The organism is Rhizobium sp. WYCCWR 11146 (assembly GCF_013591995.1).
Taxonomy (GTDB): domain Bacteria; phylum Pseudomonadota; class Alphaproteobacteria; order Rhizobiales; family Rhizobiaceae; genus Rhizobium; species Rhizobium indicum.
Genome location: NZ_JACCEY010000007.1, coordinates 234,493 through 248,799, shown reverse-complemented (window position 1 = coordinate 248,799; position 14,307 = coordinate 234,493). Strand labels below are relative to the sequence as shown.

Sequence of the window (14,307 nt, the reverse complement as noted above, 5' to 3'; positions counted from 1 at the left end):
AGCTGCCGGTGAAACGAACGCGCCCCGCCAGTGGTCGGGGCGCAATCTGCCGTGGCATCAGAGTTCACGGCCGCAGCGCCCAGGCTAACACCGCCCATGTCCATCAAGCTTTTCGAACTGCTTCTGCAAGCCGCGATCTACACGGTGACGATCAGCGTGGTTTCTATCCTGATCGGCTTTGCGATCGCCGTCATTGTTTCCGCCATGCTGCTGTCGCGGCAACGGCTCCTCGCGCTGCAGGCGCGGATTTTCATCAGTTTCTTTCGCGGCGTGCCGCTGCTGGTGCAACTGCTGCTGATCTATAACCTGCTGCCGGCGATCGGCCTCAACGTGCCCAGCATCGTTGCGGCCATCATTGGTCTTTCGCTATGTACTGCAGCCTATCAGGCTGAAAATCTGCGCGGCGGTTTTTCCAGCGTTCCCGCAGGCCTTGTCGAGTCTGCCGAAATGGTCGGCATGACACCCGTTCAGATCTTCCGCCGTATCAAGGCGCCGATCGCCCTGCGCCTGACCTTTCCGGCGCTCGTCAACGAAGCGATCCTTATCCTGAAGGCGTCTTCGCTGGTCTCGGTCGTCGGGGTCATCGAGTTGACGCGCATGGCCCAGGACCTTGCCGGCAGCACCTTCCTGCCGCTCGAGATTTTCGCTTCCGCCGGCCTGATCTATCTCGTCATCAATTGGATCGTTGCCCTTGCGGGCGGCCTGATCGAACGCTCCCTGCCAGGAGTGCCGCGATGACCTTCGACATCAATGTGATCTTCAGCAACTTACCGGAAATCCTCAGCGGTGCATGGGTCACCATCGTCATCTGGATCATCACCACCCCGGCCGCTGCCGTGCTCGGCTTCCTTGTCGCCGTTGCCAGACGTTTTGGCGGCGTCATCCTGGACAAGGCGTTCGGCATTGTCATCGCGGTGCTCCGCGGCACGCCGTTCCTGATTCAGATATTTCTCGTCTACTACGGCGGGCCATTCGTCGGATTGTCGCTCGATCCGATCCCGGCAGGCGTCATCGGCCTTTCCATCTACGGCGCGGCTTATTTCAGTGAGATATTCCGCTCGGGCTTTGCCGCCGTCCCAAAGGGACATATCGAGGCCGGGATATGCGTTGGCCTGACACAAGGGCAGATCCTCCGACGCATATTGCTGCCGGAGATGACCATGCTGGTCTTGCCGCCTTCGGTCAACATGACGATCATCCTGATGAAGGAGACGGCCGTGCTGTCCATCATTACCGTGCCGGAGTTGACGGCGACACTGAGCGCCATCGGCTCGCAGCAATATGCTTTCGTCGAGGCGCTCTTCGTGCTCGCCCTATTCTACTGGGCCTTGGTCGAAATCACCGGTTGGCTCGGCCATCTCGCCGAAACGAAACTCACCAGATTCAGGTTTTTCAACATATGAGCGTTCCTGCGATCGCAGTCAAAAATCTCGTCAAGACCTTCGGCGGCTCCACCGTGCTGCACGGCATCGACCTCGATATCGTTCAGGGGCAGGTTTCCTGCGTCATCGGCCCGTCGGGTTCCGGCAAAAGTACGCTGCTGCGCTGCATGGCCTTTCTCGAGGAATCGACCAAGGGGACGATCACCGTCAACGGCGAGGTGCTTGGCTTTGCGGAAAACGCCAAGGGCATCCGTGAGCGAGTGCCGGCCGCAGTGAACCGGCAAATTCGATCGCAGATCGGCATGGTTTTTCAGCAGTTCAATCTCTGGCCGCATATGACGGCGCTCGGCAATGTCAGCGAAGCGCTGAAGACCGTTCACAAGATGAGCCGTAGGGATGCCGAGGAGCGGGCAATGGCCCAGCTCGTCAAGGTCGGCCTCGAGGGCAGGGCAGGGCACTATCCGTCGCAGCTCTCGGGAGGGCAGCAGCAGCGCGTTGCCATCGCCCGGGCGCTTGCTCTCAACCCGAAGATCATGCTCTTTGACGAGCCGACTTCGTCACTCGATCCTGAGCTAACCGGCGAAGTGCTGAACGTCATGCGCGATCTCGCCGCCGAGGGCATGACGATGGTCGTCGTCTCCCACGAGATCGGATTTGCCGCAACGGTCGGCCAGCAGATCGTCTTTCTCGATCACGGCAAGGTGCTGTTCACCGGCCCGCCGCAGGACGTCTTCAAACGACCGAGAAACCCCCGGCTCGAGCAATTTCTGGATACCTATATCGATCGTGGAGCCTCGATGCTGCTGTGAAGCTCATGTCCTTCCGGATCGTCGGGCCGATCTCCAAGGCGGGTGCCGGGTTCAGGCAGTTTCCTCTTCGAGTATTTTCACGGGCCGGTCCCACTGGATGAGCACGATACAGCCGGTCTCGCTCCAGACCGAGTGTTCGCTGCCCGGCGCGTTGACGATATAACTGCCGCTGATGTAATCGCCCGTCTCGTCGGATTGAACGCCATCGAGCACCAGGATGGTTTCGAGCCCCTCGTGGCGATGGCGGGGAACAGAGGCGCCGGGCTCATATTTCAACAGCGCCACGCCCGGCTGATCGCCCTCGAAAGGGCGGATCCAGTGAATGGTGACAGCATCGCGGAAAGGGCCGAATTCCAGCTCCTTCCAGCCGCCTGATGTCAGGCGTTCGTGGGTCGTTTCAGGCATGAGCGATGCTTTCCAGAATGTCGTCGACATGGGCGGTCCAGCCGACGATCGCGCCCTGGGCGCGGATCATGGCGATGGCGGCGGCTTTGAATTCGGGGAAATAACTTTCCGTCGCCTCCTCGGCGAGCAGGCATTCATAGCCGCGGTCGTTTGCTTCGCGCATCGTCGTCTGCACGCAGACTTCGGTGGTGACACCGGCAAAGACGAGCTGCTTGATGCCCTTCTGCTGCAACACGGTGCCGAGGTCGGTCGCGTAGAAGGCGCCCTTGCCGGGCTTTTCGATGACGACTTCGCCCTTCACAGGAGCAAGTTCCGGAAGAATTGCCGTGCCGGGCTCGCCCGAGATCAGGATGCGGCCCATCGGGCCTTGGTCGCCGATCCTGAGCGACGGATTGCCCCGGTCGCGTTTGGCCGGCGGCAGGTCGGAGAGATCAGGCCGGTGGCACTCCATCGTATGGATGACAGGCAGGCCGGCATTGCGGAAGCCCTGGATCAGGCGTTTGACGTCGGGCACGATCCTGGTGATGCGGCTGACGTCATTGCCGAGGCTGGCGCCGAAGCCGCCGGGCTCGGCGAAATCACGCTGCATGTCGATGACGATGAGGGCGAGCTCATCGTGCTTCACCGGAAAGGCGAAAGGCTCTGCCTTGATCTCCATCATCAGTGATGTCCCGCCATGTGGGCGCCGATCACGCCGATATCGGCCGAACGCGCCGGTGTCTCATAAACCAGCCTGCCTTCCGAAATGACCATGATGCGGTCGGACATCTCGAGCAGTTCGTCGAGGTCTTCGGAGAGCAGCAGCACGGCAGCGCCCGAATTGCGGGCCTTCATGATCCGGGCGCGGATTTCCGCCACCGCGGAGAAGTCCAGCCCAAAACAGGGATTGGAGACGATCAGCAGATCTACCTCGCCCGTCAGCTCGCGGGCGAGCACCGCCCGCTGTACGTTGCCGCCCGAAAGTGCTGCGATCGGCGAGGAGGAAGAGGCCGTCTTGACCTTGAAGTCGGAGATCAATGCCGACGCACGCTTCTTCATGCTGCCCTTGTTCAGCCAGATCGCGTCCTTGCCGTCCAGCTTCACGTCGAAGGTGCGGAACGCAAGGTTCTCGCTCACGGTCATCTTGGGCGCGCAGGCATTCTGCAACGGCTCTTCGGGGATGAAACGCACCCTGTTCTTGCGGGTCTCGTCACGGGTGGCGCCGTAAGTCTCGCCATTGACCATGACCTCGCCGCTATCGGTCGGGCGCTGGCCGGCCAGGATTTCCGTCAGCTCCTTCTGGCCGTTGCCGGATATGCCGGCGATGCCGACGATCTCGCCGGAGCGAACCGTCAGCGCGTCGATCTCGATCATCTTCAGGCCGGAGCGATCCGGAGCTTTCACCTGGGTTACAGTGAGCACGGATTTGGCCGCTTCCGCCACCGGCAGACGGCTGTCGAGCTCGGCGAGCTTGACGTCGCCGATCATCATCCCCGCCATCTCGGCGGTGGAGAGCTCGCCGACCTTACCGGTGCCGACCAGCTTTCCGCGCCGCAGGATCGAGACGGCGTCGGCGAACTTCGTCACCTCGTGGAACTTGTGGGAGATCATCAGCACCGTGAGCTCGCCGCGCTCGGTCATCCCGCGGACAATACCGAGCATCTCATCGGCTTCGGCCGGCGTCAGCACCGAGGTCGGCTCGTCGAGCACCAGGAAGGAGCGGCCGAGATAGAGCTGCTTGACGATTTCGAGCTTCTGTTTTTCGCCGGCAGCAAGCTCGCTCACCGGCCTGTCGAGCGGGATCTTGAACGGCATGCGCTCCATGAAACCCGCCAGATCCCTGCGCTCCCTGGCCCAGTTGATCACCGCGGGCACTTCGGTGCGGCTGATGACCAGGTTTTCCGCGCCGGTGAGCGAGGGAACCAGTGTGAAATGCTGGTAGACCATGCCGAGCCCATAGGCCGCGGCATCCTTGGGTGAGGCAACCGCCACCTCGCGGCCATCGACCGACAGCGAGCCTGACGTGGCGTGATAGAAGCCCATGATGCATTTGACGAGCGTCGACTTGCCGGCGCCGTTTTCGCCGAGAAGCGCGTGAAAAGAGCCGGCCGGAACGGCGATCGAAACGTTGTCGAGCGCGGTGAACGAGCCGAAGCGCATGGTCATGCCGAGCGTATCGATGCCGACCGCCTTGCCGGCCTGGGGGAGGGGCGTGTCGCGAACGGTGCTCATGGCAGTTGGCCCACAAAGGTTTCGGAATTGGAGACGGAGCCGAAGACGCCGCCCTGCATCTTCACCATCTTGATGGCGGCGAGGTGATTTCCGTAGTCGGTCGCACCACAGCAGTCCTCCAGAAGCAGGCATTCGTAGCCGCGGTCGTTCGCCTCGCGCATCGTCGTCGAGACGCAGACATCGGTGGTGATCCCCGTGAGGATAATGTTCTCGATGCGCTTCTGGTTGAGGATGAGTTCGAGGTCGGTGGCGCAGAACGAACCCTTGCCGGGCTTGTCGATGATCGTCTCGCCTTCGATCGGGTAGAGTTCCGGGATGATGTCCCAGCCGGGTTCGCCACGCGTCAGGATGCGGCCGCAGGGGCCAGGATCGCCGATGCCGGCGCCGATCCGCTGCGAGCGCCAGCGTTTGTTGGCCGGCAGATCGGCGAGGTCGGGGCGATGGCCCTCGCGGGTGTGGATGATGTGGTAGCCCTTGGCCCGCATGGCGGCCAGCACACGTTTGATCGGTTCGATCGGCGCCTGCACCAGCGACAGGTCGTAGCCCATGTGGTCGACATAGCCGCCCTTGCCGCAGAAGTCGGTCTGCATGTCGATGATGATGAGGGCGGTGTTATCAGGCCGCAGAGCGCCGTTATAGGGCCACGGATACGGATCGGCGTCGATAAAATGCCCCTTGGTGTCGACCATCGCGTCCATCATTCTCTCTCCTATTCCGCGGCAGGTTTGAGGGGTTCGCCGTAACGGCGCATCGGCTTGTCAAATCCGCAGGACGTGCCGTCTTTGACCTTTACCTCGTCTTCCCATGGCAGGCGGTATTTGCCGGCGACAAGGTCGTGCATGTAGGTGTAGGGCGCATCCTGGGCGCCGCCGGCGACGGCGACATAGCCGCGATGGCCGAACTGGTAGATATTGTTCTCCACCCCCCAGCCGAGCCGGGCCTCGCGCACCAGATCGGGACGCACCTCGGCGGTGATGATCTCGTTGACGCGGCCGGAGGTGCCGTGGGCGATGATCGTGCCGTCGAAATTGCAGATCATGCCTTCACCCATGGAATCGAAGGTGCCGTCCGAGCCGCACATGCAGACATTCGCGGTAACCATCAGGTTGCAGAAGGCGTTGGCCTGATTGGTGAAGCGCCAGGCATCGCGGATCGGCGCCGTGTAGCCGGCGGTGCGGATCATGATTTCGGCGCCCTTATAGGCGCATTCGCGCGCCATCTCCGGGAACATGCCGTCATGGCAGATGATCAGCGCAAGCTTGGCGCCCCGCGGGCCCTCGATGACAGGGATGCCAAGATCGCCGGGCTCCCAGGGCTCGACGGGGATCCAGGGATGCATCTTACGATAATAGAGCTTCAGCTCGCCCTGGTCGTCGATGACGATGCCGGAATTATGGGGCATGCCGCCGGGATTGAGCTCCATGATCGAGAAGCAGCCCCAGATCCGGTTGTCGCTGCAGGCCTGCTTGAACGCAGCGACCTCCGGCCCGTCGAGCGTGCACATGATCTCCGGATTGATGTCCATGGAGAGGCCATGCAGCGCGTATTCGGGAAAGATGACGAGGTCCATGCCCGGCTGGTTGCGCCGTGCCTTGGCCACCAGATCGACGATCACCTGCGTCTGCTTTACCAAGTCCGCTTTGGTGACGGTCACCGGCAGCTGGAGCTGAACGAGGCCGATGCCGACGCCGTGTTCGGATTTGTTGAGACCACCAAGTCCGTTCATCGGAAAGCTCCGTTATTTCGTGAGCGACAGCGCACCCGGCGCACCGGCGAGCGAGCGGGTGGGCGAAGAGGTGGCGATCAGGATGACGAGGGTGAGCACGTAAGGCGCGGCGTAAAAAAGGTAATAGCCTTGTGTGACGCCGACCGATTGCAGCGCCGGACCGAGCGCGCCGGCGCCGCCGAAAAGCAGGGCAGCGAGGAAGCAGCCGATCGGGTTCCAGCGGGCGAAGATGACGAGGGCCACGGCCATCAGGCCCTGGCCCGACGAAATGCCTTCGTTCCATGAGCCCGGATAATAGAGCGAGAGATAGGCGCCGCCGATTGCCGCCAGCGAGCCGCCGGCGGCCGTCGCCAGCAGGCGAACCCGGTCCGGGTGGATGCCCATGGCCCGGGCCGCGTCGGTGCTATCGCCGACAACGCGCAGGATCAGGCCGATCCTGGTATTCTTGAAGGCCCAGAACAGAAAGAGGGCAAGTGCCGCGCCGATGAAGAACAGCACGTTGATATTGAGCGCCGCCTGGATCTGTGGAGTGCTCGACCAGCCGCCGAGCGCGATCGAGGGCAGTTTCGGCGCCACCGGCTGAATGAAGGATTTGCCGAGGAAGAACGCCATGCCGAGACCGAACTGCATCATGGCGATGCCGATGGCGATGTCGTTGACCTTCGGGAACTTGCAGATCCAGCCGTGGATGAGGCCGAAGATCGCGCCCGCCACCATTGCGGCCAGCACGCCGAGGGTGGGCGAGCCAGTGATGACGGCCACCGCATAGGCCGTCATGGCGCCGAAGACGAGCGTGCCTTCCAAGCCGAGATTGATGCGGCCGGAGCGTTCGGTGATCGCCTCGCCAAGGCTGACGAAGATGAAGGGGGTGGAAACGCGGATGGCGCCTGCGAAGATCGCCAGCGGCACGCCCCAGATGCCGATGCCTGTCTCTTCCATCAGAGGCTCCTTTTCCAGAGGTCGGGATTGAAGATCTTGAAGCGGCCGTAGAAGGTCTCGCAGAACAGAATGACGATGAAGAGCGTGCCCTGCAGCACCAGAACCGTCGCATCCGGCAGGCCCATGCGCCGCTGGATGAGGCCGCCCGAGGCGTCGATGCCGCCGAGCAGGATCGCCACTGGAATGATCGCCAGCGGATTGTGCCTGGCGAGGAAGGCGACGAGGATGCCGGTATAACCATAGCCGGCGGCAAGCGAGGCATTGGCGCTTCCCTGCACCGCCGCCACTTCGATCATGCCCGCAAGGCCAGCAAAACTGCCGGCGAGCGCGGTAAATCCGACGATCAGCTTTCCGACCGGCAGTCCCTGGATCTGGGCGGCGCGCACGTTGCCGCCGGCGATGCGGGCGGCAAAACCGTAGCTCGTGGCCTCGATCACGATCCAGGAGACCACACAGGCGAGGATGCCGATGACCAGGCCCCAATGCACGTCCATGCCGGGAATATTGCCGAGCATGTATTCCGCCGGCAGCGGCCTGGTCGACGGCTTGTTGAGGCTTGCCGGATCGCGCAGCAGCCCTTCGACGAACTGGTTCATCAGGGCAATGGCGATATAGGAGAGCAGCAGCGACGAGATGGTTTCGTTGACGCCGCGATAGTGGCGCAGGAAACCGGCAAGGCCGATCCAGATGCCACCGACCACCATGGCGGCGATCGCCATCAGAATGAGGGTGAGGAAGACGGGCGCGGTGCCGGCGAGCGGCAGAGCCATGGCTGCGGCGGCAACGCCGCCCAGCACGACCGCTCCTTCCCCGCCGATGATGACGAGGCCGAGACGGGCGGGTAGGGCGACGCAGAGTGCCGTCAGGAGAAGGGGTGCGGCACGACTTAAGCTGTTCTGCACCGAAAACCAGCTGCCGAAGCCGCCGGTGTACATCAGTTGGAAGAGGGTGGCCGGCGACTTGCCGACCGCCAGGATGAAGAGGGAGAAGAGCGCAAGACCGATCAGGATGGCCGCGAGGCCGATGACAACAGGCTCGGCCCGCCGCGCGATCCATTCGAGGACCGCGCGCAGGGAAGCCGGTTTTTCCACGATGGCTATTGCGGGATTATCGGCCTCGATGGTCATGGCGCTTCTCCCTTCGCGGTTTAGGCCGTGGACCCGACGACGCCCTCGACCAGATAATTCATGCTTTCGAGCTCGATCGCGTCTTCGGCGTAGCTCTTGTCGGCAGCCACGACGGTTTCGCCCTTGTTGTCCTTCAACGGTCCCTTGAAGACCGAGAAGCCGCCCTTCATCATGTCGGCCTGCGTGGCTTCGAAGGCCTTTCGGCCCTCGGCGGACACACCGGGGCCGAGCGCGCTCATCTTCACGAAGCCGTCCTTCAGGCCGCCACGCACGAAGTTGCCGAGCTTTTCGCCGGCCTGCGCCTTCTTGACGAAATCGCTATAGACGTTGCCCCAGGCCCATTCGGCACCCGTGAGGTACTTTTCAGGAGCAAGCGGGCTCTGGTTGGCGTGATAGCCGCAGACGAAGGCGCCGCGGCCGGCAGCCGTCTCGACGACCACTTTGGGGCTGTCGACGTGGCAGGTGATGACGTCGGCGCCCTGGTCAACCAGCGCATTGGTGGCTTCGGCCTCCTTGACGGCGAGCGACCATTCGCCGGTGAAAATCACCTGGCAGGTGATACCAGGATCGACTGTGCGCGCGCCAAGCAGGAAGGCGTTGATATTCTGCAGAACCTGCGGGATCGGCTTGGCGGCAACGAAGCCGATCTTCTTGCTCTTCGTCGCATGGCCGGCGGCAATGCCGTTCAGATACTGGCCCTGGAAGATATAGCCGAAATAGGAGCCCGTATTGGCCGGGTTCTTGCCTTCCTGCCAGAGGCCGCCACAGTGGCGGAACTGGATGTCGGGATGTTTGGCGGCCACGGCCAGCATGTGTGGGTCGAAGTAGCCGAAGGAGGTCGGAAAGAGCAGGGTCGCGCCATCCAGGTTGATCATGGATTCCATCGTCTTCTGGACGTCGACGGTCTCCGGCACGTTCTCTTCTTCGACCAGCGTCACACCAGGCATCGCCTTGATGACGGCCGCACCTTCGGCATGCGCCTGGTTGTAGCCGTAGTCGTCCTTGGGGCCGACATAGATGAAGCCGACGGTCAGCGCGGTTTGGGCTGCGGCGGAGGAGGCGATCAGGCCCGGCATGGCGCCGGCAAGCGCACCGGCAGCGGAAGCCTGGAGAAATTTGCGGCGGTTCATGGAAAGGAGTTTGGTCATCGGAAATGCTCCTTGCGGCGCTGGGCCGGTTGTGAACGGGTACAGAAAAGTGCATGCAATGCATGTGCCAGAAATTAATCTGTTGTTTTTTATAGTTTATCCGTTCCAGTAAGATTTGCGCATTGCAAAGTGCATACAGATTGATCGAATTCTTGCGCAAAAAGTAATCAATAGATATTTCTTGTTCATTATGACTGCGTGGTTGGCACAAAGTCGAGTTACCCGAGGTATCTCGTGCATCAGAAAGCGAAAATTTAACAATATCTTCGCCCCCCGATTTGACTTATCGAGTCTCGAACGTCATCTGTATGCAGAGTATTGAGGTGAGCAGATTCGTATCGTGAAGCAGACTAGGCGCAGAGAAGTGATCCGTACCGGAACCACCGTCGAACAGATGGTGCGGGCGATTGCCGACATGATCGTCACGGGTGAAATCCTGCCGGGCGCGAAGTTGGACGAGGTGTCGCTCGCGGTTCGTTTCGACGTTTCGCGCACGCCGGTGCGCGAGGCTCTGCGTGAGCTGGGCGCCATGGGATTGATTGCGCGCGAGCCGAACCGCAGTGCCATCGTGACCAATGTCACCGAAGCCTATCTGCATTCGATGTTCGAGGCGATGGCGGAACTCGAAGCGATCTGCGCCAGGCTCTCGGCCGAGCGTATGACGGTCGATGAACGGCGCGCGCTGGAGTTGGAACATCGGGGATCGGTGAGGCTCGTGCATGCCGGCGCGGAAGAAGAATATTCGGCTCACAATACCGAATTTCACACCCGGCTTTATCACGGCGCGCATAATGATCATGTCTTCGAGATGGTGACCCAGACACGGGCGCGGCTCGCGCCTTTTCGGCGGGCACAGTTCCGCCTGCCCGGGCGTCTGGCAAAATCCTATGAGGAGCACGGCCGGATCGTCACTGCGATCATGCGCGCGGACGCCGCCGCCGCGGGGCAGGCGGCATATTCCCATGTGGAAATTGTCAGCGATGCCAGCGCGGTCTTTGCAACGCCCGGGGAGTAAAAGGGGCGCGACGCCCGAAATCAGGCGCCGCTACGAAGGCGAGAAAACCACGACCGACAAACGCCGAGGTTATTTCCGGTCTCTACTCCGCCGCTTCGATGAAGCGGTGGCGTTCGTAGAGGAACTTCAGCACGGCTTCACGGCATTTGAGATATGTCCGGTCGGAGGCGAGTTCGATGCGATGGCGGGGACGGGGCATGGTCACATCGAGCACTTCGCCGATGCGGGCCGCCGGGCCGTTGGTCATCATCACGATGCGATCGGACAGCAGCACCGCCTCATCGACATCATGGGTGATCATCACCATCGTGTTGCCGAGGCGAGCGTGGATCTCCATCACCGCGTCCTGCAGATGAGCGCGGGTCAGTGCATCGAGCGCGCCGAAGGGTTCGTCGAGCAGCAGGATCTTCGGCTCCATTGCAAGCGCGCGGGCGATGCCGACGCGCTGTTTCATGCCGCCTGAAATTTCCGAAGGCCGCTTATCCCTTGCATGCGCCATCTGCACGAGGTCGAGGTTGGCCATCACCCACTCATGCCGCTCGGCCTTGGTCTTCGTTCGGCTGAAGAGTTTGGAGACGGCGAGATTGACGTTCTCGTAGACCGTCAGCCAGGGCAGCAGCGAGTGGTTCTGGAAGACGACGGCACGCTCCGGACCGGGTCCGTTGACCTCACGGTTTTCAAGGAGCACGGCGCCTGCCGAAACCGGGGTCAGGCCGGCGATGAGGTTGAGCAGGGTGGACTTGCCGCAGCCCGAATGGCCGATGATCGAGACGAATTCGCCTGCGGAAATCGTCAGGTTGATGTCCTTCAGGACCTCGGCGCGCACGCCGCCCCGATCGAAATGTTTGTCGATATGGTCGAGCTTCAGATAGGCGTTCATAGGTGCGTTCCTCAGTTGGCCATGGCGCCGCGGGTGATGAGTTTGCCGAGTGCTGCCACCAGCTTGTCGAGGGCGAAGCCGACGATGCCGATATAGGCGAGCGCGACGATGATGTCCGGAAGGCGCGACGAGTTCCATGCGTCCCAGATGAAGAAGCCGATGCCGACGCCGCCCGTCAGCATTTCGGCCGCGACGATGGCGAGCCAGGAGAGGCCGACGCCGATCCTGAGGCCTGTGAAGATGTAAGGCGCTGCCGAAGGCAGCATGATCTTCCAGAAAAACTCGAACTGGTTGAGGCGCAGCACCTCGGCGACATTGCGGTAGTCCTGCGGGATATTACGCACGCCGACGGCGGTGTTGATGATCACCGGCCAGATCGACGTGATGAAGATCACGAAGATCGCCGAGGGGTTGGAATCCTGGAAGGCTGCGAGCGAAAGCGGCAGCCAGGCGAGCGGCGGAACCGTGCGCAGCACCTGGAAGATCGGATCGAGGCCACGCATCGCCCAGACCGACTGGCCGATGATCGCACCGATGATGACGCCTGTGACCGCGGCAAGCCCAAAGCCATAGAGAACGCGCTGCAGCGAAATGAGCACGCGCCAGCCGAGCCCGATATCCTGGGAGCCGTAGTTGAAAAACGGATAGGCGATCAGGTCATAGCTATCCTGCCAGACCCGATGCGGCGAGGGCAAAGACGCATCCGCCGACGAACAGAGCACCTGCCAGACGAGCAGGATGAGTGCCAGCACGACGACTGGCGGAACGACATTGCGAAGGGCGGTCAGTGCCGCTCGACGAAAATCGATCCGCGATCCGTGCTTGCCGGAAAATGGCAGAACCTTTGCCGCCAGCGTGGCAGAGGCGGCCGTGGAGGGATTTTCTTTGTTTGCCAGGGCGGACATCAACGTGCTCCTCACGTGAATGAAAGGCCGGCGCGCCGTCGCGCGCCGGAGCGGGTCAGGAGACAGCCTTGATCGAAAGGCTGTCGAGATAGGCCGAGGGATTTTCAGGGTCGAAGACCTTGCCGTCGAAGAAAGTCTCCTTGCCGCGAGAAGACGATGCGGGAATATCGGCCGCCGCGACGCCGAGATCCTTGGCGGCCTCGCGCCAGATGTCTTCGCGATTCACCTGGTTGACCAGCGCCTTGACGTCGGTGCTCGCCGGCAGATTTCCCCAGCGGATGTTTTCCGTCATGAACCAGGTATCGTGGCTCTTGAACGGATAGGAGGCGCCGTCTTTCCAGAACTTCATATAGAGGTCGGTGGCTTTGACATCGCGGCCGTTGCCATAATTGATGTCGCCCTTGAGGCGGCCGAGCACGTCCTTTGTCGGAACGTTGAACCATTGGCGCTTGCCGAGAATGTCAGCCATCTCCGCCTTGTTGTCCATGCTTTCGCACCACTGCTGAGCCTCCATGACGGCCATCAGCAGGGCCTTGGCAGCGTTGGGATTCTGTTCGATCCAGTCGGCGCGCAGTCCGAGCGCCTTTTCAGGATGACCCTTCCAGAGCTCGCCGGTGGTGGCTGCGGTAAAGCCGATGCCCTGGTTGACGAGCTGCTCGTTCCACGGTTCGCCCACACAGAAGACGTCCATGTTGCCGACCTTCATATTGGCAACCATCTGCGGCGGCGGCACGACGATGGTCGAAACGTCCTTGTTCGGATCGATGCCGCCGGCGGCGAGCCAGTAGCGGATCCAGAGGTCATGGGTACCGCCCGGGAAGGTCATGGCGGCCTTGATCTCCTTGCCCTCCGCCTTCTTTTTCTCGAATGCCGCCTTCAGCTTGGAGGAATCCAGCTGCACGCCGGTGTCGGCATATTCCTTGGCGACGGAAATACCCTGGCTGTCGAGGTTGAGCCGCGCGAGGATAGCCATCGGCACCGGTTTGTTGTTCTGCGTCACCTTGCCGGTATGCATGAGATAGGGGAGCGGCGACAGGATATGCGCACCGTCGATGCCGTTTGCTGCGCCGCCCAGCACGAGATTGTCGCGGGTCGCACCCCAGGATGCCTGTTTGGCCACATCCGTTTCCGGAAGGCCATGCTTGTCGAAAAAGCCCTTTTCCTTGGCGATGATCAACGGTGCGGAATCGGTGAGAGCGATAAAGCCGAGCTTGACACCTTTCACCTCAGGGCCTGCTCCGGCTGCGAAGGCGCCGGACGGAAAGGCAGCCTTGACGGCGCCGATGAGGGCAGCCGCTGCGGTCGTCTTAAGCATGCTGCGGCGGGTAATGCCGCTTGTCGAAATCCCAGTCTGCAAATTCTTTGTCATGCGCAGGTTCCCTCTGCTGGCTGAATCTGGACACAAAAAAACGCCGCCGGAAATTGCGTCCAGGGGATGGGAGTATCCCGGAGCAAAGACCTTGCGACGTCGGTGTCTAATGTAGGCGCTTATGCCGCGCCTATCCGCCCCGGTCGCCGTTGACCGATGCGCATCTGAACCTGCAATCAGCGTGCCAATTTCGAAAGGAGATGGTAACGGCATGAAGCAAAAGGAGAAATGCGAAGAATTGACGAATGCCTATTTCTTAGGCTTTGCTATTTTCTGCTTCTGCTTTGTGCGATTGCTAACGTAATCGCAGCCTTGGTAGCGCTCTATTTGTGCAGTGCACGCAATATGGAAGTCGCGATGACGCAGAACGCAGAGCGGATTCTGCCCACAT

At 61.6% G+C, this 14,307-nt stretch carries 15 protein-coding genes; 4 read left to right on the top strand and 11 right to left on the bottom strand.

Going from position 1 to position 14,307, the window contains the following annotated elements; all coding sequences use genetic code 11:
* Positions 1–96: 96 nt before the first annotated feature.
* Genes HX899_RS04215 through HX899_RS04205 form a run of 3 tightly spaced genes read left to right on the top strand, consistent with a single transcriptional unit; the run spans position 97 to position 2,191 of the window.
* Positions 97–738 carry an amino acid ABC transporter permease gene (locus HX899_RS04215; RefSeq protein ID WP_138334659.1) on the top strand — a complete coding sequence of 214 codons (642 nt, stop codon included), beginning with the start codon at positions 97–99 and terminating at the stop codon, positions 736–738.
* Positions 735–1,403 carry an amino acid ABC transporter permease gene (locus HX899_RS04210; protein WP_181291687.1) on the top strand — a complete coding sequence of 223 codons (669 nt, stop codon included), beginning with the start codon at positions 735–737 and terminating at the stop codon, positions 1,401–1,403. Before HX899_RS04215 ends, HX899_RS04210 begins: the two co-directional genes overlap by 4 nt.
* Complete coding sequence (locus tag HX899_RS04205; RefSeq protein WP_138334657.1) at positions 1,400–2,191, top strand: amino acid ABC transporter ATP-binding protein; 792 nt, start codon at positions 1,400–1,402, stop codon at positions 2,189–2,191. Before HX899_RS04210 ends, HX899_RS04205 begins: the two co-directional genes overlap by 4 nt.
* A 51-nt stretch (positions 2,192–2,242) precedes the next feature.
* Here HX899_RS04205 and HX899_RS04200 read toward each other — a convergent pair whose 3' ends face one another.
* From HX899_RS04200 to HX899_RS04165, 8 genes are read right to left on the bottom strand one after another with little or no spacing between them, the layout of a single operon-like run.
* Positions 2,243–2,596 carry a cupin domain-containing protein gene (locus tag HX899_RS04200; RefSeq protein ID WP_181291686.1) on the bottom strand — a complete coding sequence of 118 codons (354 nt, stop codon included), beginning with the start codon at positions 2,594–2,596 and terminating at the stop codon, positions 2,243–2,245.
* On the bottom strand, positions 2,589–3,257 hold the full coding sequence (locus HX899_RS04195; protein ID WP_138390105.1) for a cysteine hydrolase family protein: 669 nt from the start codon (positions 3,255–3,257) through the stop codon (positions 2,589–2,591). The genes HX899_RS04200 and HX899_RS04195 overlap by 8 nt, the downstream gene beginning before the upstream one ends.
* Positions 3,257–4,807, bottom strand: a complete 1,551-nt coding sequence (locus tag HX899_RS04190) for an ABC transporter ATP-binding protein (protein ID WP_181291685.1) — start codon at positions 4,805–4,807, stop codon at positions 3,257–3,259. The genes HX899_RS04195 and HX899_RS04190 overlap by 1 nt, the downstream gene beginning before the upstream one ends.
* On the bottom strand, positions 4,804–5,505 hold the full coding sequence (locus HX899_RS04185; protein ID WP_181291703.1) for a cysteine hydrolase family protein: 702 nt from the start codon (positions 5,503–5,505) through the stop codon (positions 4,804–4,806). The genes HX899_RS04190 and HX899_RS04185 overlap by 4 nt, the downstream gene beginning before the upstream one ends.
* 11 nt (positions 5,506–5,516) lie before the next feature.
* A complete protein-coding gene (locus HX899_RS04180) occupies positions 5,517–6,533 on the bottom strand; it encodes a formamidase (RefSeq protein ID WP_181291684.1) in 1,017 nt (338 codons plus the stop codon).
* Positions 6,534–6,545: 12 nt separating this feature from the next.
* On the bottom strand, positions 6,546–7,472 hold the full coding sequence (locus HX899_RS04175) for an ABC transporter permease (RefSeq protein WP_138390101.1): 927 nt from the start codon (positions 7,470–7,472) through the stop codon (positions 6,546–6,548).
* A complete protein-coding gene (locus HX899_RS04170; RefSeq protein ID WP_138390100.1) occupies positions 7,472–8,599 on the bottom strand; it encodes an ABC transporter permease in 1,128 nt (375 codons plus the stop codon). The genes HX899_RS04175 and HX899_RS04170 overlap by 1 nt, the downstream gene beginning before the upstream one ends.
* Positions 8,600–8,619: 20 nt before the next feature.
* On the bottom strand, positions 8,620–9,747 hold the full coding sequence (locus HX899_RS04165; RefSeq protein WP_181291683.1) for a BMP family ABC transporter substrate-binding protein: 1,128 nt from the start codon (positions 9,745–9,747) through the stop codon (positions 8,620–8,622).
* Positions 9,748–10,087: 340 nt separating this feature from the next.
* Here HX899_RS04165 and HX899_RS04160 point away from each other — a divergent pair, with 340 nt between their 5' ends.
* The gene (locus HX899_RS04160; RefSeq protein WP_138390098.1) at positions 10,088–10,762 is read left to right on the top strand and encodes a GntR family transcriptional regulator; all 675 of its coding nucleotides are present in this window, start codon (positions 10,088–10,090) and stop codon (positions 10,760–10,762) included.
* Between the two features lie 82 nt (positions 10,763–10,844).
* Here the strand turns inward: HX899_RS04160 and HX899_RS04155 are convergent, their stop codons facing one another.
* Genes HX899_RS04155 through HX899_RS04145 form a run of 3 tightly spaced genes read right to left on the bottom strand, consistent with a single transcriptional unit; the run spans position 10,845 to position 13,916 of the window.
* Positions 10,845–11,642, bottom strand: coding sequence for an ABC transporter ATP-binding protein (locus tag HX899_RS04155; protein ID WP_011654373.1), 798 nt, complete (start codon positions 11,640–11,642; stop codon positions 10,845–10,847).
* 11 nt (positions 11,643–11,653) lie between these two features.
* On the bottom strand, positions 11,654–12,547 hold the full coding sequence (ntrB, locus tag HX899_RS04150) for a nitrate ABC transporter permease (protein WP_062944033.1): 894 nt from the start codon (positions 12,545–12,547) through the stop codon (positions 11,654–11,656).
* A 55-nt stretch (positions 12,548–12,602) separates the two neighbouring features.
* Positions 12,603–13,916 (bottom strand): CmpA/NrtA family ABC transporter substrate-binding protein, encoded by a 1,314-nt coding sequence (locus tag HX899_RS04145; RefSeq protein ID WP_138390097.1) that lies wholly within the window; start codon positions 13,914–13,916, stop codon positions 12,603–12,605.
* Between the last annotated feature and the right edge of the window lie 391 nt (positions 13,917–14,307).